Source organism: Flavobacterium chungangensis, from assembly GCF_042654045.1.
Lineage (GTDB): Bacteria > Bacteroidota > Bacteroidia > Flavobacteriales > Flavobacteriaceae > Flavobacterium > Flavobacterium chungangensis.
Genome location: NZ_JBHSFY010000010.1, coordinates 161873 through 184208, shown reverse-complemented (window position 1 = coordinate 184208; position 22336 = coordinate 161873). Strand labels below are relative to the sequence as shown.

General features: G+C 36.8%; 18 protein-coding genes. 9 read left to right on the top strand and 9 right to left on the bottom strand.

All coding sequences use genetic code 11. The features are described from left to right. The first annotated feature begins 124 nt into the window (after window positions 1–124). Both ACFO3N_RS16445 and ACFO3N_RS16440 read left to right on the top strand, forming a co-directional pair. A complete protein-coding gene (locus ACFO3N_RS16445) occupies window positions 125–1702 on the top strand; it encodes an FAD-dependent oxidoreductase (RefSeq protein ID WP_379799472.1) in 1578 nt (525 codons plus the stop codon). Between the two features lie 130 nt (window positions 1703–1832). Beyond that, window positions 1833–2837, top strand: coding sequence for an SDR family oxidoreductase (locus ACFO3N_RS16440; protein WP_379799470.1), 1005 nt, complete (start codon window positions 1833–1835; stop codon window positions 2835–2837). Window positions 2838–2936: 99 nt separating this feature from the next. Here the strand turns inward: ACFO3N_RS16440 and ACFO3N_RS16435 are convergent, their stop codons facing one another. From ACFO3N_RS16435 to ACFO3N_RS16425, 3 genes are read right to left on the bottom strand one after another with little or no spacing between them, the layout of a single operon-like run. Next, window positions 2937–5174 carry a xanthine dehydrogenase family protein molybdopterin-binding subunit gene (locus ACFO3N_RS16435; RefSeq protein WP_379799468.1) on the bottom strand — a complete coding sequence of 746 codons (2238 nt, stop codon included), beginning with the start codon at window positions 5172–5174 and terminating at the stop codon, window positions 2937–2939. A 27-nt stretch (window positions 5175–5201) separates the two neighbouring features. After that, entirely contained in the window at window positions 5202–6221 is a 1020-nt protein-coding gene (locus ACFO3N_RS16430; RefSeq protein ID WP_379799466.1) for an FAD binding domain-containing protein, read from the bottom strand. Next, entirely contained in the window at window positions 6214–6699 is a 486-nt protein-coding gene (locus ACFO3N_RS16425) for a (2Fe-2S)-binding protein (protein WP_379799464.1), read from the bottom strand. Before ACFO3N_RS16425 ends, ACFO3N_RS16430 begins: the two co-directional genes overlap by 8 nt. A gap of 56 nt (window positions 6700–6755) precedes the next feature. Here ACFO3N_RS16425 and ACFO3N_RS16420 point away from each other — a divergent pair, with 56 nt between their 5' ends. Further along, on the top strand, window positions 6756–7232 hold the full coding sequence (locus tag ACFO3N_RS16420) for a hypothetical protein (protein ID WP_379799462.1): 477 nt from the start codon (window positions 6756–6758) through the stop codon (window positions 7230–7232). 63 nt (window positions 7233–7295) lie between these two features. Beyond that, entirely contained in the window at window positions 7296–7508 is a 213-nt protein-coding gene (locus tag ACFO3N_RS16415) for a hypothetical protein (RefSeq protein WP_379799460.1), read from the top strand. A gap of 260 nt (window positions 7509–7768) precedes the next feature. On the opposite strand, the gene ACFO3N_RS16410 is transcribed toward ACFO3N_RS16415, so the two are convergent. The 3 genes from ACFO3N_RS16410 to mnmE form a co-directional block, all read right to left on the bottom strand. Next, entirely contained in the window at window positions 7769–8911 is a 1143-nt protein-coding gene (locus tag ACFO3N_RS16410; protein WP_379799458.1) for a site-specific integrase, read from the bottom strand. Next, window positions 8904–9473, bottom strand: a complete 570-nt coding sequence (locus ACFO3N_RS16405) for a helix-turn-helix domain-containing protein (RefSeq protein ID WP_379799456.1) — start codon at window positions 9471–9473, stop codon at window positions 8904–8906. The genes ACFO3N_RS16410 and ACFO3N_RS16405 overlap by 8 nt, the downstream gene beginning before the upstream one ends. 286 nt (window positions 9474–9759) lie before the next feature. Then, a complete protein-coding gene (gene mnmE / locus ACFO3N_RS16400; RefSeq protein ID WP_379799454.1) occupies window positions 9760–11160 on the bottom strand; it encodes a tRNA uridine-5-carboxymethylaminomethyl(34) synthesis GTPase MnmE in 1401 nt (466 codons plus the stop codon). Between the two features lie 181 nt (window positions 11161–11341). Here mnmE and ACFO3N_RS16395 point away from each other — a divergent pair, with 181 nt between their 5' ends. Together ACFO3N_RS16395 and ACFO3N_RS16390 are read left to right on the top strand one after the other, a co-directional pair. Continuing rightward, a complete protein-coding gene (locus ACFO3N_RS16395) occupies window positions 11342–12175 on the top strand; it encodes a universal stress protein (RefSeq protein WP_095930397.1) in 834 nt (277 codons plus the stop codon). A 62-nt stretch (window positions 12176–12237) separates the two neighbouring features. Further along, window positions 12238–14010 carry a MutS-related protein gene (locus ACFO3N_RS16390; protein ID WP_379799452.1) on the top strand — a complete coding sequence of 591 codons (1773 nt, stop codon included), beginning with the start codon at window positions 12238–12240 and terminating at the stop codon, window positions 14008–14010. Window positions 14011–14091: 81 nt separating this feature from the next. On the opposite strand, the gene ACFO3N_RS16385 is transcribed toward ACFO3N_RS16390, so the two are convergent. Beyond that, entirely contained in the window at window positions 14092–15696 is a 1605-nt protein-coding gene (locus ACFO3N_RS16385) for a Na+/H+ antiporter (protein WP_379799450.1), read from the bottom strand. A 174-nt stretch (window positions 15697–15870) separates the two neighbouring features. Between ACFO3N_RS16385 and ribB the strand changes: the two genes are divergently transcribed. Both ribB and ACFO3N_RS16375 read left to right on the top strand, forming a co-directional pair. After that, window positions 15871–16533, top strand: a complete 663-nt coding sequence (gene ribB / locus ACFO3N_RS16380) for a 3,4-dihydroxy-2-butanone-4-phosphate synthase (RefSeq protein WP_379799448.1) — start codon at window positions 15871–15873, stop codon at window positions 16531–16533. Then, the gene (locus tag ACFO3N_RS16375) at window positions 16534–17106 is read left to right on the top strand and encodes a Crp/Fnr family transcriptional regulator (RefSeq protein WP_379799446.1); all 573 of its coding nucleotides are present in this window, start codon (window positions 16534–16536) and stop codon (window positions 17104–17106) included. 181 nt (window positions 17107–17287) lie between these two features. On the opposite strand, the gene ACFO3N_RS16370 is transcribed toward ACFO3N_RS16375, so the two are convergent. Further along, the gene (locus tag ACFO3N_RS16370; protein ID WP_379799444.1) at window positions 17288–18985 is read right to left on the bottom strand and encodes a ribonucleoside-diphosphate reductase subunit alpha; all 1698 of its coding nucleotides are present in this window, start codon (window positions 18983–18985) and stop codon (window positions 17288–17290) included. A gap of 18 nt (window positions 18986–19003) precedes the next feature. Then, window positions 19004–19978, bottom strand: coding sequence for a ribonucleotide-diphosphate reductase subunit beta (locus ACFO3N_RS16365; protein ID WP_379799442.1), 975 nt, complete (start codon window positions 19976–19978; stop codon window positions 19004–19006). A 791-nt stretch (window positions 19979–20769) separates the two neighbouring features. On the opposite strand from ACFO3N_RS16365, the gene ACFO3N_RS16360 reads away from it, so the two are divergent. Continuing rightward, window positions 20770–22260 (top strand): ankyrin repeat domain-containing protein, encoded by a 1491-nt coding sequence (locus ACFO3N_RS16360; protein ID WP_379799440.1) that lies wholly within the window; start codon window positions 20770–20772, stop codon window positions 22258–22260. Window positions 22261–22336: the final 76 nt, after the last annotated feature.

Here is a 22336-nt window from a genome sequence, read left to right as displayed (position 1 = left end):
AGTTTTATAATCCAGTTAACTGGCAATGATATAACGCCCTCGTTTAAAGCTATAAAACCATTTACAATCAAATGTTTAACTTTAAACAGCAATACTTCAAAAGTCAATTCTAAAAAATATAAAAATGGAAAATCAAGATAAATTAAATGATGGGAGCATCTCTTCGGGCGAAAATGTTTCATTCTGGATTGATTCTGCCCCTATTGCAGCATTTGAAAAACCCAATGGTGATTCACATTCTGAAGTTCTCATCATCGGCGGAGGAATAGCAGGACTTACAACTGCTTATAATTTGGTTAAACAAGGAAAAAAAGTGGTGTTGGCAGAAGATGGTTTTATAGGCAGCGGCGAAACGGGACGTACAACGGCGCATCTTACGAGCGCATTGGATGACCGTTATTACTTTCTCGAAGATACCTTCGGAGAAGAAGGCGCTAAACTGGCCGCTGAAAGCCATACTGCAGCCATTGCCGCAATTGAGAAAAATGTCAATGATTTAAATATAGACTGTTCCTTTAAAAGAGTCAACGGCTATCTGTTCCTTCATCCCAGCGACGACGAAAAAAATCTGCAGAAAGAATTTGAAGCCACACAAAATGCAGGACTTAATACCGGTCTTTTAAAAAGCACTCCTTCGATATGCAATGGAGACCAGACATCCTGTTTAGCATTTTACAACCAGGCCCAATTTCATATACTGCGCTATCTTGACGGACTCGCAGCTGCTGTAGTATCTTTGGGAGGCCGCATTTACACGCAATCGCATGCAGAACAGATTACAAAGGAAGGCGCTCTTATCAATAATCACAAATTTACGGCAGACCATATCGTAGTGGCAACCAACTCCCCAATTAACGATCTGGTTACCATGCATACCAAACAGGCCGCTTACAGGACTTATGTTATAGCCGGTAAAATCCCTAAAGGAAAGCTTCCTTATGCTCTCTGGTGGGATACGGGAGATGCAGATTCCAAATGGGTTTCCCAGCCTTACCATTATGTACGGGTGGAAAATTTTGATGAGAATTACGATCTGCTCATTTCCGGCGGTGAAGACCATAAAACAGGCCAATCCGATCAGGAAAATATTGCGGAGCCTGAACGATATGAAAAACTGGAAGAGTGGACGCGCACTTATTTCCCTATATTGGAAGACATTACATACAGATGGTCGGGACAGGTAATGGAGCCTGTAGATTCATTAGGATTTATGGGAAAAAATCCCGGAGATGAGAATATTTATATCATTACAGGAGATTCAGGAAACGGGATGACGCATGCCACTATTGGCGCTGCCATTATTACTGATGCCATTATGGGCATTAAAAATAAATGGGAAGATCTGTACAGCCCTTCTCGAATTACGCTGAAAACAACTCTTGACTTTGCAAAAGAAGCCGTAAATATGGCTTCCCAGTATCTGGACTGGATTTCTTCTTCTGATTTAAAAAATACGGCTGATGTTCGCGCGGGAGAAGGCGGTGTCATTACGAAAGGCTTAAAAAAAATTGCCGTGTACCGTGACTATGACAACTCGCTGAAAGCTTTTTCTGCTGTCTGTCCCCATTTAGGCTGTATTGTCCATTGGAATAATGATGAAAAATCTTTTGACTGTCCGTGCCATGGTTCCCGATTTGCCTCTGACGGAACTGTCACCAACGGGCCAGCTCAGACCAATTTAAAACCAATAGATGTCAAATAGTGTTCAAATTAAATTTTTGCAGCATAAAGAGGCAATTCTATAATACCAGCTGCAAAGCCATGACCTAAATTTGAATTATTATCAATTTTTGATAAAACAGTGAAAAAAATAAATTATAAATCCGATTATTATGGAAAATAAAAACAATATACCGCACAACGCTGAGCTGACAGCTGTAGCGCCTGCACTTGGAGAAAGCGCTCTAAATGCCGGAAATACTGTAAATCCAGCCGCAGAACAAAGTAGCAATGCTACTGAAATACAGGATCCGACTACTAAATATGCAGTTCCGCCATTCAATGAGCAATCACAGCCATGGCCGGGACTTGTCAGTAAAATGGATCCGAGACCGGATCACGGTGAAGAAAGCTATAAAGGAACTGGACGTTTAAAAGGCCGTAAAGCACTTATTACGGGAGGCGATTCCGGTATGGGGAGAGCTGCCGCTATTGCTTATGCAAGAGAAGGTGCAGATGTTGCCATAAATTATTATCCAACTGAAGAAGAAGATGCTAAGGAAGTAATCCATCTGATTGAAGCTGCAGGAAGAAAGGCTGTTGCCATTCCCGGAGATCTACGTGACGAAGCATTCTGCATAGCGCTTGTCAAGCAGGCTGCCGAAGAACTTGGCGGACTTGACATCGTAGTAAACAATGCCGCCAGACAGCAGACACATGAGTCCATTTTAGATATTTCTTCAGAAGAATTTGACTGGACAATGAAAACCAATATTTATGCTCCTTTCTGGATCATTAAAGCCGCTCTTCCTTATCTCAAGCCGGGCTCATCCATCATCGGAACCAGTTCTGTGCAGGCCTATGCGCCTACAGAAGATCTGTATGATTACGCTCAGACTAAAGCTGCCACAACAAATTATATAAAATCACTGGCGAAACAGCTCGGACCTAAAGGAATCCGGGTTAATGGTGTGGCTCCAGGTCCTGTATGGACAGCGCTTCAGGTAAGCGGCGGTGCAACTATGGAAAAACTCAAAGAATTTGGTTCACAGACTCCAATGGGAAGACCTGGACAGCCAGCTGAACTTGCCTCTATTTATGTACAGCTTGCCGCTGAAGATGCGAGTTATGCAACAGGCCAGATATACGGTTCGAGCGGTGGTGAAGGGAATCCGTAATCGAAAAGAAGCTATAGATTTATTACGTATAAAAAAACCTCAACAGTACAAACTGCTGAGTTTTTTTTATTGCTAAAGACATCTTCATAATTCCGTTATTTATAAAAGCTTGTCAAAATGAATCGGCAGGTCGTTAATCCGTTTTCCTGTTGCATGAAAAATCGCATTTGCAATTGCAGGAGGCATTCCTACTACTCCAATCTCTCCAACCCCTTTCACGCCTAAAGCGTTTACAAAATCATCCTCTTCTTCTACAAAAATAACATCCAGATCATGAATATCTGCGTGAACAGGAATGTGATATTCTGCCAGATTGGGATTCATATATTTTCCAAACTGATTATCCAGTATTGTTTCTTCATGCAGGGCTTTACTTACGCCCCAGATCATTCCTCCTAAAATCTGGCTCTCTGCTGTTTTAGGATTAATAATCTTTCCAGCTGCAACGGCTGTAACTGCTCTGGTGACTTCAATAATCCCCAGTTCCTCATCTACTTCCACCTCAACAAAAACAGCACTGTGAACGAGTTTCACCTTTTTTCCGTATGTAAGCGGATTAGGCATTGAACTATTGGTTGTCTTAATTTCTTTTCCGCCGTTGGCAGCAAAAATTTCCTGCACGCTGTATTTCACTTCTGCACTATTTTTCAAAAACACAAAGCCGTCGCTGAAAACAACATCCTCAAACGAGGCAGCACCAAGACCAGAGTTCTTATCTCTTTTAGCTTTTTTAAATAATTCTTTATTTAGTGCCCTGCAGGCTGCCTGAACAGCTGACCCTACTGTGGCGGTAGTAAACGAACCGCCCTGTATCGGTGCAAATGGCATGCTGCTGTCGGCAAAGGAAAAAGTAATATCTTCTAACGGAAGCCCCAATTCATCTGAAGCAATCTGAGTCATGACAGTCATTGTTCCTGTTCCAATATCAGTAACAGCACTTTTAATTTCAACCTTCCCGTCACTTGTCATAATCGCTTGGGCGCGGGCCAGAATTCTGTTGGCATCCCAGATGCCAGTCGCCATTCCGTATCCGACCAGTTTATTTCCTCGCTTCATGCTTCGGGGCTCGGGACTTCTTTTCTCCCATCCAAATTTTGCCGCACCCTGCAGATAACATTTTCTTAGTTCTTTACTGGAGTATTCTTTCCCAGAGCTTTTATCTTTTTCAGCGTAATTAATAAGACGAAATTCAACAGGGTCAATGTTCAGCTTATAGGCCAGATCATCCATCGTAACCTCAACGGCATGCATGCCGGTGCTTCCCCCAGGAGCGCGCATATCCAGCGGAGAATAAACATCCAACGGAACGAGTCTATGCTCGAGTAGCGTATTTTCAGCAGGATATAGCATGCCAGCCCAGTTTACCACAATTTCTGTATAATCTTCAAACTGCGAAGTTTCTCCTATTGCCTTGTGATATACGGCGTTTAATTTCCCTGTTTCATCAGCTCCAAATTTCGTATACTGGACTGCCGGCGGCCTGTGCCCAAAAGTGAACATCTGCGCCCTGTCTAAAGTCACGCGGACATTTCGTTTTAAGGCAAGTGACGCCATAACGGCCATAAAAAGCTGGTACTGCGGACGTAGTCCAGATCCAAAAGCACCGCCGACAAAAGGTGCAATCACCTGAACGTTTTTCATTTTTAATCCAAAAACGTTTGCCACGTACATTTGAGAATTAACAGTCCCTTGGGTTTTATCATAAATTTTAAGTCTGTTTTTACCTTCATAAATCACAGTTGTGGCAAACATTTCCATCGGATTATGATGTTCCGTACCATGTTTGAATTCTCCCGAACTCTGCACAAAAGAGCTTTCGTAGGCTTTCTCGAAATCCCCTGCCGGTTTAGGCGGCGGAGGTTTCAGCATAGAAGCCATTCCTTTTTTTGGCGTTCTAGCTTTATCGATATTAGATTCTAAGTCAGTTTCGAATTTTTCTTCAACATAAGCCAGTTTAATCTGAGTGGCAGCATAACGTGCCATTTCAAAAGTTTCTGCTACAACCAATGCAATGGGCTGACCGTTGTATTTAATTGTATTATCTTTTAAAGGTTTGAAAACCGTTCCAGGCGGAGCATCCATATCTGCATATTGCAAATCAAACCACGCAGTTGAAGGCCTGTTTTCATGAGTGAAGATTTCAATCACGCCTTCCAGTGCTTTTGCATCTGTCGTGTCAATAATCTTGATTTTACCTCTTGTAATCGTGCTGTTTACCACATAACCATAAAGGAGTTCAGAAGCTTCATATTCTCCTGCATACTTCGCAGTTCCTGTAACTTTTAAACGGCCTTCCAGTCTGCTGATCGATTTTCCTATTGAGGGTAATTCTGTCATTTTTTTAAAGTTTTAATTTACCGTAAATCAGCGTGAGGGTTTTGCGCCGGGACGCTGTGATTCTGGATTTAATGCCATGATGCAGTTTCGGATAATTGCTCTGTTCGCCAGTTCAATTTTAAAGTTATTATGTTCATAACCAAAAGCCCCTTTAAGGATTATTTGTGCCGCTTGGGAAAAATTTTCGCGAGTTGGCTCCTTTTGTTTTAAAAAATCTTCAGCCTCCAAAACTCTCCATGGTTTGTGCGCTACACCTCCCAATGCAATTCGGGCATCTTTTATACTTCCTTCTTCCAATTCAAAAGCCGATGCTACAGAAACCAGTGCAAAAGAATACGAACTTCTGTCGCGAAGCTTTAAATAAGAATAGTTTTTCGCAAATCCTTCAGCAGGAAGATCTATACTGGTAATTACCTCGCCATGGATGAGATTGTTGTCGAGATGAGGCGTTTCGCCTGGAAGACGATGAAAATTAGCAAACGGCAATTTTCTTTCTCCATTAGGACCGCTGATATTGACTTCTGCATTTAAAGCTGCTAAAGCCACGCACATATCGGAAGGAAAAACAGCAATACAATTTTCGCTTTGTCCCAAAATAGCATGGATTCTGTTATGACCTGAAATGGCAGAACACCCAGAACCTGGATCTCTTTTATTGCAGGGCGTATTAATATCATAAAAATAATAGCATCTCGTACGCTGCATCAGATTGCCTCCATTGGTAGCCATATTTCTAATCTGGGCAGAAGCGCCTGCCAGAATAGCTTTTGACAGTAAAGGATAGCGTTCCTCAATTAGGGGATCATATGCGGTATCTGCATTCGTATGAAGGGCGCCTAGTCTTACTCCGCCGTCATCAAGCCTTATTATTGAATTGCTTTCCTGAATCGGATTAATATCTACCAGTTTATCGGCTTTGGTTACGAAGTATTTCAGAAGATCATTAATATTCGTACCGCCTGCCACTGCTTTATTGCGGATATCCCCGTTAAGCTCTGCAATAGCCTGCTGGGTATCTGAAACTTTAATATAGGAGAAATTATTCACTGCTGCCTCCTTCCATCACCTGCATTACTGCATTTACAATTCCTCTGCTGGCACCGCATCTGCATAGATTGCCGCTCATGAGCTCTTGTACCTCTTCCCTGGTTCTTGCTTTTCCTTCCTGCAGCATCCCAATAGCGCTGCAGATTTGGCCTGGCGTGCAGTAGCCGCACTGAAATGCATCATGGTTTATGAATGCCTGCTGGATCGGATGGAGTTTTTCACCATCGGCAATGCCTTCTATTGTGGTTATAGCAGAACCGTCTTTCATAACTGCGAGCGTAAGGCAGCTCAATATTCTTTTTCCGTCCACCAATACCGTACACGCTCCGCACTGCCCATGATCACATCCTTTCTTAGTTCCTGTCAAACCGATTTTTTCCCGGAGAACGTCCAAAAGCGTTACCCATGGCAAAATTTGCAAATGGTAATCACTGCTGTTTATGCTGAGATTAATGCCGTGTGTCTGAGTTAAATCCATAGCCTTATATTTTTTAGTTCTGCCGAAGCAATACGGCTCTCTAAATTAAATTTTATATGCCATTATCACTTACAGCATTCCCGAGCATTCTTACAAAACTTACAGCAGCCCTTCCAGTAAGACGAAGTTGTAATTCAGCAAGGCCACGCCCAAATTATATAACAAAACTGCCAGCAACCGTACTAACTTTGAGCTTTGTATTTTCACCAAAGAACATTTTTAACTCTAAACCGACAGATATGAAATTCAATCTTTACCTTAAGACAGCACAACAAGCGCCTACTTATGAAGAGCAGCTGCTCTTAAATTTTGACGAATTCTTAAAAAAGGGCTGTACAAATATTAGGAAAGCTATCAGTGTCAATACCTCCGGATACCGCATACTTAAGGATGATCTTACAGGTTATTTTCAGCCGGAGCGGTTCAAAAACCGCTGGGATGAAGAGCAGACGGAGGAAAATCCGGCAGAGCCGCAGGAAAATGAAGAAGAACCCGAAACTTTTGAAATGAAATCCAGCAATAAATCGATTTGATTTCCGTAAAGTTTTCTTTAGTGTTATTTTTAATTTTGAATGGATTATAAAACTAAAAACGCGATGAAAAATGCAGCAGAAAAAAAAGAAATTCATGATTGCCCAGCCAGCAAAAGCAGACTTCTCAGCGGCGAGAACAATGAATTGATTTACATCAAATTTTATAACGGAGACTGGGGAGACTGGGATGAAAAATCAATTAAGGAGAATATTTCAGCTAATCCTACAGCAGAAAATTCCAGCAGCAGGGATACCGAAATTAGTGATTTAGAATAAAAATACATTTATTAATATGTACAGCACAAATAAAAGGAATTATACGCCGAGTACGAGGACTTCCGATAAAAAGATACAGCCTAAAACTGTTTCCGCCAAAGCTGATGAGAAAGCAGGGTCTGACATCAAGAAATTTGCTCAAACCTGCAGCAGATTTTCTCTTTAAACACACCGTTTAGTAATATAATGTACTAATAACAAAAACATCCCATTAAAAATGAGACGTTTTTGTATTAGCCGAAATTGGCTGCAAACTTTAATTATTCCAAAGTAATTCTATTTGCCGCTTCTCTCTTCTTACCGTCAATTACTTTAGCATATATCTGGGTTGTTTTAACGCTCTTATGCCCGAGCATTTTTGAAATGGTGAAAATATCAGTTCCTGCAGTCAGCTGCAATGTTGCATAAGTGTGCCTAAAGCAGTGGAAAGTGATATGCTTATTGATGCCTGATAATGCCACCCATACAGGAAGCGCGCGATCAACATCCCACTTGTTCAACCCTTTAAACACCTTCTCATTTTCTCCGCGTCTCTTGCCAAGCAGTTCGAAAGCTTCATCGGAGATCGGTATGGATGCCGTACCTTCTGTTTTCTTCTGCCTGAAAATGATATAGTGGCCATCGCCCTCAATATAGTGCAGTTCAGACCAGGTCAGCTTGGCAATATCAGAATATCTTACACCTGTAAGAACAGAAAACATAGAAATCCTTCGTACAATCAATTTGGGGCAAGGAGTTGCAAACAGCCTGCGGGTTTCTTCCAGCGTCATAAAATTCCGCTGTGATTCCATTTCCTTTATCGATCCTATTTTTGCATTGATATCTGTTTTCAGCTTATCCTCTCTATAGGCTGCCTTCAAAGTAGTTTTAATCTTATTATAATAAGAGAGAGCAGTATTGCGTGAAAGCGTCTTTCTATTCTTCCTCAAACTCTTGGCTTTAAGAAGATGATCTCTGTAATCCTCAATTAGAGTCACTGTTACCTCATTAAATAACAGATCTTTTCCCTTCAAAAAAGTTTCAAAATGAATAAAAGCTGAATTCCAAATACATAGATTTTTTCCAATTTTCTTGTGCCCTAAATTTTTGTAATATTCTAGAAAAGATTCTTTTCCAATTGCTTGTATTCGCAACTGTTCTTTTTCAAACGCAGAATAAATCTCCGATTTATTGACTTCATTCTGTCTTCTTGCCCGAATCAGTTCTGCCGTATGCAGATTTTCAGAATTGGACAGCTTCTGATGCTGATCTGCCGGTTTCTGATAGATATAGAGCTTCAAAAACTCGCGTCTGGTATAGTCGTTTGCTGCTGCATTCCACACGGGAGGATAGAAATCTAAATAGAGAGACATTCTTCCCTGAGAAATGGCTTTCTTTCTTAGTGTGATAATAGTTTTACTCATGATCAATACCTTTTAAATAAACATCTAAATCCTTTTTCTGCACGTATGTATATTTACCTGAAGTAATTTTTTTTATATCATACTTTTTCATAATAAGATACAAGCCGCTTTGGCTAATATTATAAGCTGCCTGGGCCTGGGCAATGGTGTAGCATCCATCCAGATCGAAATCAATTGTCTTGTTTTCATCATCTTCGGCTACAGGTTTCTGAACAACGAATAAACTGCTTATGCTCTCTTTTGATATCAGGGTCCTTCTTCCAAGCTTCACAATATCTAAATCATTTCTGGCAATCATTCTGAAGATGGTCCTTCTGCTGATTCCAAAAATCTCGCAGCACTGCATTACGGTAAAAAAATCCTGCTTTTTCAGCACCTCTAAATCATAGCTTCTCATGCCTTCAGATGTCTCTTCCGGGACATCATTGGTCATATCTCTTTTTCTGGCCTTGTAGCTCTTACTCCCGCATTTCTGGGAGCAGAAGCGGGTTTTAATTGTCTGCGCGATAAAATCATTACCGCAAAATTCGCAGATTTTGTTAATTCGAATGTTTGAACTCATAATTTTCTTACTTTTTTACGTTATGTGTCCTACTTTGTCCGTTCTTCTGTGCCATGAAGTGCCGCAAGGTGCGTTTATGCGCCACTATGTGTCATTGGGTGCCATAATTTGTCTTTTGAGGTACAAAAATTTGTACCTCGAAATTCGAGGTACAAATAAGGTACAAATTTTAGCAAAACAACACCTAAATATTCCAAAAAACATTTCAATAAAAAAATAGCTAAAATGTTAATTACCAACATTTTAGCTATTTTTGTTATTTTTATTTTGTATTTTTTTGCCCTTTCTATTTCCCAATACAAAAGTTTGCAAAGATATTCCCTAGCAATTCGTCATTAGAAACCTGACCTGTAATAAGTCCAAATTGGTATAAAGCTTCACGAATATCAAGCGCCATAAGATCACTTGAAAGTCCAGATTCTAAACCGTATTTTACTTTTTGTATTTCATCTAAAGCTTTCAATAATGAATCGTAATGTCTAGTGTTAGTGACAATTGTTTCGTTATTGCGAAGTGCTCCTGTATTAACAAAAGATAACAATTCATTCTTTAAATCCTCTACTCCTATTTTTTCTTTTGCAGAAATCAATAAAAGTTTTGCATTTAAGTTTTCTAGCTGATTGGTAATATTGGCTACTTCATCAGCAGACAAAATATCTTTTTTGTTTACTACAATAAGCAGTGGTTTTAACGGATATTTATTCTTAATCTGCTCAATCTCATTTACGAATTCAGAACTTGAAGCCTGAAATTTCAATCCGTCAAATAAATAAATCACAACTTGCGCTTGATCTATTTTTTCGAATGTTTTCTTGATTCCAATACTTTCTACAACATCTTTAGTATCACGAATTCCAGCGGTGTCAATAAATCTAAATCCGATACCACCAATTACCAATTCGTCCTCGATAGTATCACGAGTTGTTCCAGCAATGTCCGAAACAATTGCTCTTTCTTCATTCAACAAAGCATTCAATAGCGTCGATTTACCAACATTCGGTTCACCAACAATTGCAACTGGAATCCCGTTTTTAATCACATTTCCAACAGCAAATGAATCAATTAACCGTTTTAAAACAAATTCGATTCGGTTTAATAGCTCATGAAACTGCGTTCTGTCAGCAAACTCTACATCTTCTTCTGCAAAATCCAATTCCAATTCAATTAAAGAAGCAAAATTTAAAAGCTCTTCTCTAAGTTTTGCAATTTCATTACTGAATCCTCCACGCATTTGCTGCATCGCGATTTGGTGAGAAGCTTCGTTATCTGACGAAATCAAATCTGCCACCGCTTCAGCCTGCGATAAATCTAATTTTCCGTTTAAGAAAGCTCTTAAAGTAAACTCACCTGCATCTGCCATTCTACATCCATTTCGAAGCAACAACTGAATAATCTGCTGCTGAATATAAGTAGATCCGTGGCACGAAATTTCAATCGTATCTTCACCCGTATAAGAGTTCGGACCTTTAAATACCGAAACCAAAACTTCGTCTAGCGTTTTGCTTCCATCTACAATATGCCCTAAATGCAGTGTATGCGTTTTCTGTTTGGTTAAATCTTTGTTTTTAATAGATTTAAAAACCGAATTACCAATTGTAATAGCTTCAGCTCCAGAAATACGAATTATGGCGATAGCTCCAGCTCCCGAAGGCGTAGCCAAAGCAACTATAGAATCTTGATTTATCATGCTGCAAAGGTATAAAAAAAGGCTTAATTTCTTTTCGGTACAATCTTGTCCTCAATCCAACAAGAAATCTTCGCAATAATTCATATTAATAAATCATTAAGTGTTAAAATACTGATAAATGTCAGGTTAATTTCTATGCAGAATGAGTAAATTTGAGAGACAAACCTTAATCTTAAATACTATGAAAAAGATACTATTTCCAACCGATTTCTCTGACGCTGCTACCAATGCATTTGTTCATGCTTTAGAATTTGCTAAAGTTGTAAACGCCGAATTAATCTTACTTCATACATTCGAGATACCTGTTTACGACAGCCAATTCTTTCCAGAGAATTATGCTTCTATATACAGTTCAATCGAGCTAGCAAAATTTGAAATGTTTAAGGATGAAATTCCAAAACTACGAACTATTGCTGCAGAACGTAATCTAGAAGATATTGTAATCAAACACCGTTTAATGGATGGTGATCTAATTTACAATCTTAAAAATGCGGTCGAAGAAGACCAAGTTGATTTTGTGATTATGGGAACCAACAGTGCTTCTGACTGGACTAAATTTTTCACGGGTTCCAATACCGAATCTGTGATTTCTGGGGTCGAAGTTCCTGTTTTGTGTGTTCCTATCGATGCCAAATACAAAAAGGTAAAAACGATTGGTTTTACGACACGATATAGAGAAAAAGACAAAAAAGAACTTAAAAAAATCCTGAAAATCGCTAAAAAAACTGGCGCTAAAGTAAAGAGTCTATACGTTAAAACTTCTAATTCCGATGTTACAGAGGAAACCAGAAAAGAATGGGAAAGAGATTTTGCTGAAGAAAATGTGGAATTTTTAGTTTTACCAAGTGATGATGTCAAAGAAACCATTCTTGATTTTATTCTTTACAAAGACATTGATGTTCTAACGACAATAACACATAAACGCTCTTTCTTTGAAAGTATATTTGACTCCAGTTTTTCAAAAAAAATAGCCAAAGAAGTAACTATTCCGATTTTGGTAATGCACGAAGATTAATTTCAATCCTTGATGATTTTGTAACTTAAAAGCTATATTTGTATTTCAACCAAAATAATAGAATGAAAGCATATCCAGACAACGTTGCAAAATACTCAGAACTCTATAATAAAACCAACAAAAAATACAACAGCATAAGCCTTTTGAGGTTATTAAGTATTTTTCTTTTTTTGTTTTTTATGTTTTATTACATCAAAACAAACGAAATGCTTTATGTTATTCTAGCTGTTTTATCTTTTGCTGGTTTTATTTTTTTAATGAAAATACATTCTCGAGTATCTTTTCAAAGATTGCTTGCAGAAACACTTTTAAAGATTAATCAGAATGAAATTTCTTTTTTGAAAAGAGAAAAAACTTCTTTCGAAAATGGAGTTGAATTTATCGATTACCATCATCCGTATGCTTACGATTTGGATATTTTTGGAGAACATTCGTTATTCCAAAATCTAAACAGAACCGCTTCTTTTATCGGAAAAAAAACACTTGCTGAACTCTTACTTCATACACTTCCTGAAAATGAAATTTTAGAAAATCAAGAAGCTATAAACGAATTAAAAAGTAAAATCGATTGGAGACAGAAATTTCAGGCTTTGGCCATCATTAGTCAAGATTCTAAACAATCTTATGAAGCGATAAAACATTGGACTTCTTTTACAAATAACTCATTACCTAAAGTTTTAGTTGCATTATCATTTATTCTACCAGTAACATTTTTTGGATTCCTGACTGCGTATTTTATTACATCAAAAACCATTATACTTTCTTATTTGACTTATATTTTTATTGCCAACTTGATCGTTTTAGGAAGAGCAGTAAAGAGAATTCAATCGGAAATAGCAAAAGCAGATAATGTCGACAAAATTATAAAGCAATACAGTTTACTGATTGAAAAAATTGAACGCGAATCTTTCCAATCTAAAAAACTAATTCGTTTACAAGAACAGCTTAATTTTAAAAATGCCAAAGCAAGTCAGCATTTAAAACAGCTTTCGGAGTTGTTTTCGAGAATGGATACGATAAACAATTTTGTGACAGCAACTTTATTTAATGGAACATTTTTATTCAATCTCCATGTTTTAAGAGCACTTTTAAAATGGAAAGAAGATTATGCTTCTGAAATGAATCATTGGATTTCTATTATTGGCGAAATTGAAGCGTTAAACAGTCTCGCAAATTTGGCGTATAACAATGACGATTTTGTTTTCCCTGGAATCAATTCTGACTATAAAATCGAATTTAAAAATCTGAGTCATCCGCTGCTTAATCCAGCTACAAGAGTTGGAAATGACACCCAATTTTTCCCGCAATCTTTTGTGATTCTAACTGGATCTAACATGTCTGGAAAAAGTACGTTTTTAAGAAGCTTGGGAATTAATATGGTACTTGGCGGAATTGGCTCTGTTGTCTGTGCATCAGAAGCTAAAGTACATCCACTTCCAGTATTAGTTTCAATGCGATTATCCGATTCTTTATCCGATTCTGAATCTTATTTTTTTGCTGAAATTAAACGTTTAAAACAGATCATGGATGCCCTTGAAAATCAGCCTGCTTTTGTTTTATTAGATGAGATTTTAAGAGGTACAAATTCCGACGATAAAAGAAACGGAACAATTGAAGTTGTAAAGAAAATAATTTCTAAAAAAGCTATCGGAGCCATCGCCACACACGACATCGAAGTTTGTTTGACTACGAATGAATATCCTGAAATTTTAACCAATCAATGTTTCGAAGTTGAGATTCAAAACAACGATCTTCACTTCGATTACAAACTCCGAAACGGAATCTGTAGAAACAAAAGTGCTACATTTTTAATGCAGAAAATGGGGGTTATTTAATGGTGAATTGTAAATGGTGAATTATTAATTATTCTCTGTGTGTAAAGAAGACATTCACAATTCACAATTCACAATTCACAATTAATTTTCCTCGTACATTTCCATCCACAAACGCGTTTCTTCCAAATCGAGTTCTTTTTCTATTTTCCGGAAGATTTCTTCGTTTACAGAACCAAATTTATGCATCGATTCTAATTTTGCACGCTCGACATTCAGCAGATCGATTTGGATTTTAGTAAAATCATTAAAGATTTCGCCTCCAAGCAATTTCCCGTTTCCAAAGAAATTGGCAGGAAGTTCGGTCTTTTGTAGACGGTTGAATTTTACTTCGTATTTACTTTTAATATTATGAAGCAATTCATCATTCAGCAACGAGAAATTATCTTCAATATGGGCGATAGTTTCTGAAACAATTACATTTCGAATATTATATTCTTCTGCCAATATCGAGTATCTCTCAATTTTCAGTTTTTTGATTAGCCACGGAAGCGTAAGACCTTGTATGACCAAAGTCGAAAGTATAACACAGAAAACCAAATAGATAATTAAATTTCGAAGCGGAAATTCTTCTGTTTTATTCAGCATTAGAGGAAGCGCCAAAGCTGCTGCCATAGACACCACACCTCGCATTCCAGACCAGCCAAAAATGATCATATTTCGGTAATCAAATTGCTCTTTCTCCCGAATCTTTTTACTAATCATTCTTGGAATCATCGTTGCTGGAATAACCCATAAGAAGCGAACTAAAATCACCACTATACTTATAACTGCACCCCAGATAAGTAAAGAATTTCCAGAATAATTACTGATTCCTTCAATAATCTGTCGTAATTGAAGTCCGATTAAAATAAAAATCAAACCGTTTAGAATATTATTGAGTACATCCCAAATCGTATTCGTCATAATTCGGCTTTCATGAGAAAAAATCGTTCCCGATCTCGCCGCCAGAAAAAGACCTGTCGTTACCACAGCCAAAACTCCTGAACCTTCAAAATGCTCCGCAAGAAGATAAGAAGCAAATGGAGTCAATAACGTTAGTGTTACCTCGATAATATCATCGCAAACAAATCTTTTATGGATATAGAACATGATGTAACCAACAGCTAAACCTATTGCTATGCCCAAAACCGACATTAAGACAAAATTTAATCCTGCCTGCCATAAAACGAAATTCCCTGCTGTGATTGCCGTAAGCGCATATTTGTAAGCCACAAGACCACTAGCATCGTTCACCAGACTTTCTCCTTCTAGAATAGCAATTAATCTCGGATTAAGCCCTAAACCTTTTGTAATGGCTGTTGCAGAAACCGCATCGGGAGGCGAAACAATTGCCCCAAGCAAAAAAGCTAACGGCCAAGACATATCATCAATAAGCCAATGTGCAAAAACAGCCACTAATCCTGTCGTAAAAAAGACCAAACCCACAGCGGCAAAAGTTATCGGACGTATGGATTGCTTAAAGTCAGACCAGCTTGTATGCCAAGCAGCGTGATACAAAAGAGGCGGCAAAAATATAATAAATACTATTTCTGGACTTAGGGCAATAACTGGAAGTCCCGGAACAATACTAATAATAACACCACATAAAACCAAAACAATCGGAATTGGGAAATTATATCTTTTACTAACAAGACTAAGAAATGCAACGCCAAAAAGCAGCATTATAATTACGGTAATATTCTCCATTTGAGGTGGTATTTATTAAATTTTGGGTTGTAAAATTTGATGCTAAATTAAGATTTTATGACAACTAAATTAAATTAGCATTAAAAAAATAGAACATCCATTTATTGACTTACATCAAAGTTTTTGGTTTTAAGGTGCTTTAGATTTGTTTCTTATTACTTCTAAAAAAAAATTATGATAAGTACAGAATTAAGTCCGTTAGTGCAATTTGGAATTTCGAGCAGAGAACGTGTTGAAAATGCTTTAGAAGAGCTTAAAAGCGGAAAAGGCGTTTTGGTAACCGACAATGAAAACCGTGAAAACGAGGGCGATCTTATCTTTTCTGCACATCATATGAACGTTCAGGATATGGCATTAATGATTCGCGAATGCAGCGGTATTGTCTGTCTTTGTCTTACTAACGAAAAAGCAAACGAATTGGAACTCCCCTACATGGTAAAAGAAAATACCAGCAGTTTTCAAACTCCATTCACCATAACTATTGAAGCCAAAAACGGAGTGACAACTGGAGTTTCTGCAAAAGATCGAATTACCACTATAAAAACAGCGATTGCAACAAATGCAAAACCAGAAGATTTAGCAAGACCTGGACATATTTTCCCGCTTAGAGCAAACGATAATGGCGTTCTAGGAAGAAACGGCCACACCGAAGGAAGTGTCGATTTAATGAAACTAGCAGGTTTACAGCCTGAAGCCGTTCTCTGCGAATTGATGAACAAAGATGGAAGCATGGCTAAACTAGACAAAATCATTAGCTTTGCGCAAGAACACGATTTAGTGGTTTTATCTATTGAAGATATTATTTACTACCGTAAATTCGTTAGAGATTACAATTAAATGATATACGAACAGCTTAGCAATTCCATTCGAAAAAGCATTGACGTTTCTGATGAAGATCTAGAGACCATTCTCTCTTATTTTAAACTTATAAAAAAAGGAAAAAATGAAATCTTGTTAGCTCAAGGTCAAATTAGTCACGAAACTTTTTTTGTTGCAAAAGGCTGTTTAAGAATCTTTTTTATAAATGAAGAAGGAAAAGACGTTACGCGATATATTGCTTTTGAAAATCAGTTTGCTACCGCTTTGGTAAGTTTTATTACCAAAATGCCCGCGACTGAAAACATTCAGGTTATTGAAAAATCTGAACTATTAAGTATTTCACACGAGGATTTTAATCATTTAATGAAAATTATTCCAGAATGGAGAACATTTTACAGCAATTATTTGGAGAAAGCGTATGTAAATAATGCCAATCGTTTAATGTCATTTACCACTATGGATGCCTTGGAAAGATATCATCAGCTATTGAAAATAAATCCCGCAATTGTAAAAAGACTGCCGAACAAAATTGTAGCTTCTTATATTAATATTTCTCAGGAAACTTTGAGTAGATTAAAGTCTAAGACTTAAGTTTAGTTTGATTGCGGAGTTACTTGCGGAGATGTGCTTCGCCAATTCGCTATTGCTCGGGTCTCCTCCGTCGACATGACAAACATTACGCAAACACTTTTTCTTAAAAATCTGCGTGAAACCTTTCGACACATTTAAATTAAAAAAGCCGAATCTTAATTTAGATCCGGCTTTATGATTTTTATGATTCACAACTGCTGCAAGAAACAAGGCTTGTTACCAGTTCTTTAGAAACACTTTGGCTTCTTTGGTAGTACAAACTTTTAACTCCTTGCTGCCAAGCTTCGATCATCAAACGATTTACATCTTTAATGGCTAATTCTGCTGGAATATTAAGATTTAAACTCTGTCCTTGATCAACAAATTTCTGGCGAATTCCAGCTTGCTGTACAATTTCTAACTGGCTGATTTCTTTAAATGTTTTGAAAACATCTTTTTCCTGCTGAGTCAATTGTTCCATATGCTGAACACTTCCTCCGTTTAGCATAATTCCTCTCCAAACTTCTTCATTATCCAGACCTTTTTCTTCAAGCAGTTTTTTAAGGTATTTGTTTTTACGCATAAAATTACCTTTGCTTAATCCAGCTTTATAATAATTGCTGCTAAAAGGCTCAATTCCTGGCGAAGTCTGGCCTAAAATTGCAGAAGATGAAGTTGTTGGTGCAATTGCCATTGTGGTGGTATTACGTCTTCCGTAACCTTTTAACAATTCTGGCTCACCATAAATTCTAGCCAATTCCTGACTTGCTTTATCGGCTTTATCGCTAATATGTTTAAAAATCTCTGTTGTTTTCATTTTAGCTTCCATTCCTTCAAACGGAATCATGTTTTTCTGTAAATAAGAATGCCATCCTAAAACTCCTAAACCTAATGCACGGTGTCTTTTAGCAAATTTATTCGCAGCAGAAAGGTAATAGTTTCCTTCTGTTTTTTCGATGAATTCCTGTAAAACAGCATCTAAGAAAAAGATCGCTAATTTAACCGCTTCAGTATCTTTCCATTCTTCATACAACTCTAAATTCATAGAAGAAAGACAGCAAATAAATGATTCATCATGAGTTGACGGAAGCATAATCTCACTGCACAAATTACTGGCATTGATTCTTAAATTCTGATCTTTATAAACTTGTGGTTTATTTTTGTTTACGTTGTCACTAAAGAAAATGTACGGCAAACCTTTTTGCTGACGGCTTTCTAATACTTTCGCCCAAATTTGTCTTTTTTCTGCATCACCATCAATCATTTCCTGCATCCAGTAATCTGGCACACAAATCCCTGTAAACAAGTTCTGAATTGGGTTTCCGATACTTTTAATTTTTAAAAACTCCTCGATATCTGGATGATCTACATCTAAGTAAGCTGCAAATGCACCACGACGAACTCCGCCTTGCGAAATAGTATCCATAGCGGTATCAAAAAGCTTCATGAAACTTACTGCTCCACTACTCTTTCCGTTATCAGTTACAGCGCTTCCGCGTTCACGCAATTCACCAAAATAACCAGAAGTTCCTCCACCAATTTTAGTCTGCATAATTACCTCTCCAAGCTTATGTGTAATTCCTTCAATTTTATCTGGAACATGCACATTGAAACAAGAAATTGGCAAACCTCTTTCTGTTCCCATATTTGCCCAAACTGGCGAACTGATACTCATCCAGCCTCTTTCGATCATTTCCATGAAAGATTCTTTCAATTCTGGTTTGTAAAGCCTTTTAGCTGCGGCAGTACAAATTCTATCGATTGCTCCTTCTACAGTTTCTCCTTTTAAAAGATAACCGCGATTTAAAATCTGTTCACTTTCAGAATTTTTCCACCACATTTTACTATCGTTTTGTGGCTCAAAATTGTTATTTGCTGGGTTTGTTTCTATCGTATTCATATGTATTATGGGCTTGTATTAGAAAAGATCGTTTGCTGTGATACTCTTGTCGTGTTTTGTATATTCTACTGGACGTTTCGCAAAGAAATCATCTAAACTGTTTGCAAAAACTTCTTCTTCAAACCAAGTCATTTTTGAATATTCTTCTGGAGAAACATTAAAGATAGTTTCGATATTGATTTGTTTCAAACTTTCATCAATTCTAAATTTCATGAAGTTTACCAAATCTTCTTTGTTGATTGTTTCTATCGCTCCATTTTCAAAAATCCAATCTAAAATATCTGCTTCAACAGAAATTGATTCTTTAACTGTTTCTCTAATTAATTCTAGAGTCTCTGCATCGAAATACTCTGGGAACTCTTCACGAATTTTATTAATGATATAAATTCCGCCATTAGCATGAATTTGCTCATCGATAGAGGTCCAAGCAATAATATTGCTCACATTTTTCATGTATCCTTTGAATCTCGTGAATGACAATAAAATGGCAAATTGGCTGAAAAGAGAAACGTTTTCAATCAAAATACTAAACAAAATTAGTGATACCATGTATTTTCTATTGTCCTGAGACTTCGTGTCTTTCAGTACATTCGAAAGATAATCTACACGTCTGCGAATAACAGGAACATCCAATAGCTTTTCAAATTCATCATTGTATCCTAAAACTTCCAACAAACGAGAATAGGCTTCAGAATGTCTAAATTCACATTCTGCAAAAGTAGTTCCCAATCCGTTAAATTCTGGTTTTGGAAAATGCTCGTATATATTACCCCAAAAACTTTTTACAGCTACCTCAATTTGTGCAATAGCCAATAAACTATTTTTAATTGCTGTTTTTTCTGCCAAATCCAAATGTGCATGAAAGTCTTGCGTGTCGGCAGTAAAATCTACTTCAGTGTGTACCCAATAAGCTTTATTAATAGCTTCGGTAAATTGCAGAACCTCAGGATATTCAAAAGGTTTATAATTGATTCTTTTATCAAAAATTGACATATATATATTGAGTTTTAAGTGACTATTTTGAAATAGAAATACGAGCGCTTATTTTGGGGAGGATTAGCGTGATTTCTATATTTACAAATTTAGCCCACAGTTATTGTTTTGTCCAATTTTAGATGTTAAAAATCTGCTCAATTATCAACAGTTTTAAAACTTCAAAAAAGCAGGATGAAGCAAATTTTATCAACACGAAAATATTGCTCTGTAATCTACAATGAGCTAGCAGTTTCCCTAAAAATAATGCTGAGTTATTAACATGGAAAAAAGTGCTTTTTAATGTCAAAAATCAAAACAGTTATCAACATCCCATTTAAAAAAAGAGAAATTTCAAATCGAATTTTAAATTTAAAAAACCTTATTTATTAATAATAATTCTAAATAATAAAAACACTACAAAAAGTCATAATATACTTTATTCCAAATACTTACAACAAACCTAATATTAAAATTGCAAAATATCCTAGTAAAATCAACATCTCAGAAATGAATTAATAGCGCAAATACTAGCTTTCGAACTTATTACCTCTATAAAGTTGAAAAACCATCTCGAAAACATTTTTTCTTCATATAAAAAGAGAACGAATTAAAACAAAATTAAAATTTACTTAAGGGATTCTTAATTTTTAGAAAAATAGCATCAAATTCCCCTTTTACAGCAAATTATTCTTGGTTTAAGAATATTAATTTTTACATTTGCTTTTATTTTTATTTATTCTAAATAGAATAAATAATTCCCAAAAATAAATTTAATCTTGTACAATTCAATAACCATAAATTATCGAAATATGAAAAAGAATCTTTTCGTTTCTTTTGCATTTGCTGTTACTTTCTTTGTAAGTGCTCAGCAAAAAAACGCGTTGCTAGATGCTGCTTTCTGGAAAACTTCACCGACTGTTGAAACGGTTCAGGCAGAAATCGCTAAAGGAAATAATCCAGCTGAAGCTAATGCAAACGCATTTGATGTTACAACATTGGCCATTAATAATGATGCTCCTTTTGCAACTATCAAATTTTTGGTGGAGCAGCCTGGAAATTCAATCACAAAATTAACGCACGATAATCGTATCTACCTGCACTGGGCAGCCTATAGAGGAAATACCGAATTGGTTCAATACTTAATTGGAAAAGGTTCTGATGTAAATTTTGAAGACAGCCACGGAACTGCTCCTGCTGATTTTGCCGCTTCAAACGGTCAGTCAGATGCTGCGATGTACGACGCTTTCTTTAAAGCTGGACTTAATCCGACAAAAAAATATGCGAATGGAGCAAACCTTTTGCTTTTAGCCATTGCTTCTGATAAAGATCTAAAAGCTGCTGAATACTTTTCTACAAAAGGAATGTCTTTAAAAGATGTAGACAATGACGGAAACACTGCTTTTACATATGCTGCAAGATCTGGTAATATTGCTCTTTTGAAAAAACTTTTAGAAAAAGGCATTAAACCAACTAGCAATGCACTTTTATTTGCTGCGCAAGGAAGCCGTAGAGAAACTAATACTCTTGAAACTTATAAATATTTGGTTGAAGAAGTAAAAATTAAAGCGACTTCTCAAAATAAAGCGGGACAAAATGTATTGCACTTTTTGGCTGGAAAACCAAATCAGAAAGAAATCATTCAATATTTCTTAGGAAAAGGTGTTGATGCAAACATCGCCGATAAAGAAGGAAATACACCCATTATGGTAGCAGCTGGAGCAAGAGAAACTGCTGTTTTAGAATTGTTTCTTCCGAAAGCTAAAAACATAAACGTACAAAATTTAAAAGGAGAATCAGCTTTGACTTTTGCTGTTAGAAACGGAACTCCAGATGCTGTAAATTTACTTTTGACTAAAGGTGCAGATGTAAACGTAAAAGACAAAGACGGAAATAATTTAGGTGTCTATTTAGTACAATCGTATCGACCTGCAGGAAGAGAAAAAGCTACCACAGATCCTTTTGATGCTAAAGCCAAATTACTACAAGACAAAGGATTAAACCTTGCGACTCCTCAAAAAGATGGAAACACTTTATATCATATAGCGATTACTAAAAATGATGTTTCTCTTCTTAAAAAAATCACTGATTTAAAAGTAGACATTAATGCTAAAAATAAAGATGGTTTAACGGCTTTACATAGAGCGGCAATGACTTCTAAAGATGATTCTATTCTAAAATATTTAGTTTCTGCTGGAGCTAAAAAAGACATTAGCACAGAGTTTGACGAAACGGCTTATGCTTTAGCAAAAGAAAATGATCTGCTTACCAAAAATAATATCTCAGTTGAGTTTTTAAAATAGCTTTTAAAAAGTTAGAAGTTATGAGTTAAAAATCTAAGTCTACAATTCATAACTCAAAACGAATAACTAATAACTC

What these genes read in the sequence shown, in the direction of transcription:
- ACFO3N_RS16360 (WP_379799440.1), top strand. Translation starts at nt 20,770, where the DNA reads ATGAAAAAGAATCTTTTCGTTTCTTTTGCATTTGCTGTTACTTTCTTT.
- ACFO3N_RS16410 (WP_379799458.1), bottom strand. Translation starts at nt 8,911, where the DNA reads ATGAGTAAAACTATTATCACACTAAGAAAGAAAGCCATTTCTCAGGGA.
- ACFO3N_RS16375 (WP_379799446.1), top strand. Translation starts at nt 16,534, where the DNA reads ATGATATACGAACAGCTTAGCAATTCCATTCGAAAAAGCATTGACGTT.
- ACFO3N_RS16370 (WP_379799444.1), bottom strand. Translation starts at nt 18,985, where the DNA reads ATGAATACGATAGAAACAAACCCAGCAAATAACAATTTTGAGCCACAA.
- ACFO3N_RS16390 (WP_379799452.1), top strand. Translation starts at nt 12,238, where the DNA reads ATGAAAGCATATCCAGACAACGTTGCAAAATACTCAGAACTCTATAAT.
- ribB (WP_379799448.1), top strand. Translation starts at nt 15,871, where the DNA reads ATGATAAGTACAGAATTAAGTCCGTTAGTGCAATTTGGAATTTCGAGC.
- ACFO3N_RS16405 (WP_379799456.1), bottom strand. Translation starts at nt 9,473, where the DNA reads ATGAGTTCAAACATTCGAATTAACAAAATCTGCGAATTTTGCGGTAAT.
- ACFO3N_RS16435 (WP_379799468.1), bottom strand. Translation starts at nt 5,174, where the DNA reads ATGACAGAATTACCCTCAATAGGAAAATCGATCAGCAGACTGGAAGGC.
- ACFO3N_RS16445 (WP_379799472.1), top strand. Translation starts at nt 125, where the DNA reads ATGGAAAATCAAGATAAATTAAATGATGGGAGCATCTCTTCGGGCGAA.
- ACFO3N_RS16425 (WP_379799464.1), bottom strand. Translation starts at nt 6,699, where the DNA reads ATGGATTTAACTCAGACACACGGCATTAATCTCAGCATAAACAGCAGT.
- ACFO3N_RS16420 (WP_379799462.1), top strand. Translation starts at nt 6,756, where the DNA reads ATGCCATTATCACTTACAGCATTCCCGAGCATTCTTACAAAACTTACA.
- mnmE (WP_379799454.1), bottom strand. Translation starts at nt 11,160, where the DNA reads ATGATAAATCAAGATTCTATAGTTGCTTTGGCTACGCCTTCGGGAGCT.
- ACFO3N_RS16415 (WP_379799460.1), top strand. Translation starts at nt 7,296, where the DNA reads ATGAAAAATGCAGCAGAAAAAAAAGAAATTCATGATTGCCCAGCCAGC.
- ACFO3N_RS16365 (WP_379799442.1), bottom strand. Translation starts at nt 19,978, where the DNA reads ATGTCAATTTTTGATAAAAGAATCAATTATAAACCTTTTGAATATCCT.
- ACFO3N_RS16395 (WP_095930397.1), top strand. Translation starts at nt 11,342, where the DNA reads ATGAAAAAGATACTATTTCCAACCGATTTCTCTGACGCTGCTACCAAT.
- ACFO3N_RS16440 (WP_379799470.1), top strand. Translation starts at nt 1,833, where the DNA reads ATGGAAAATAAAAACAATATACCGCACAACGCTGAGCTGACAGCTGTA.
- ACFO3N_RS16385 (WP_379799450.1), bottom strand. Translation starts at nt 15,696, where the DNA reads ATGGAGAATATTACCGTAATTATAATGCTGCTTTTTGGCGTTGCATTT.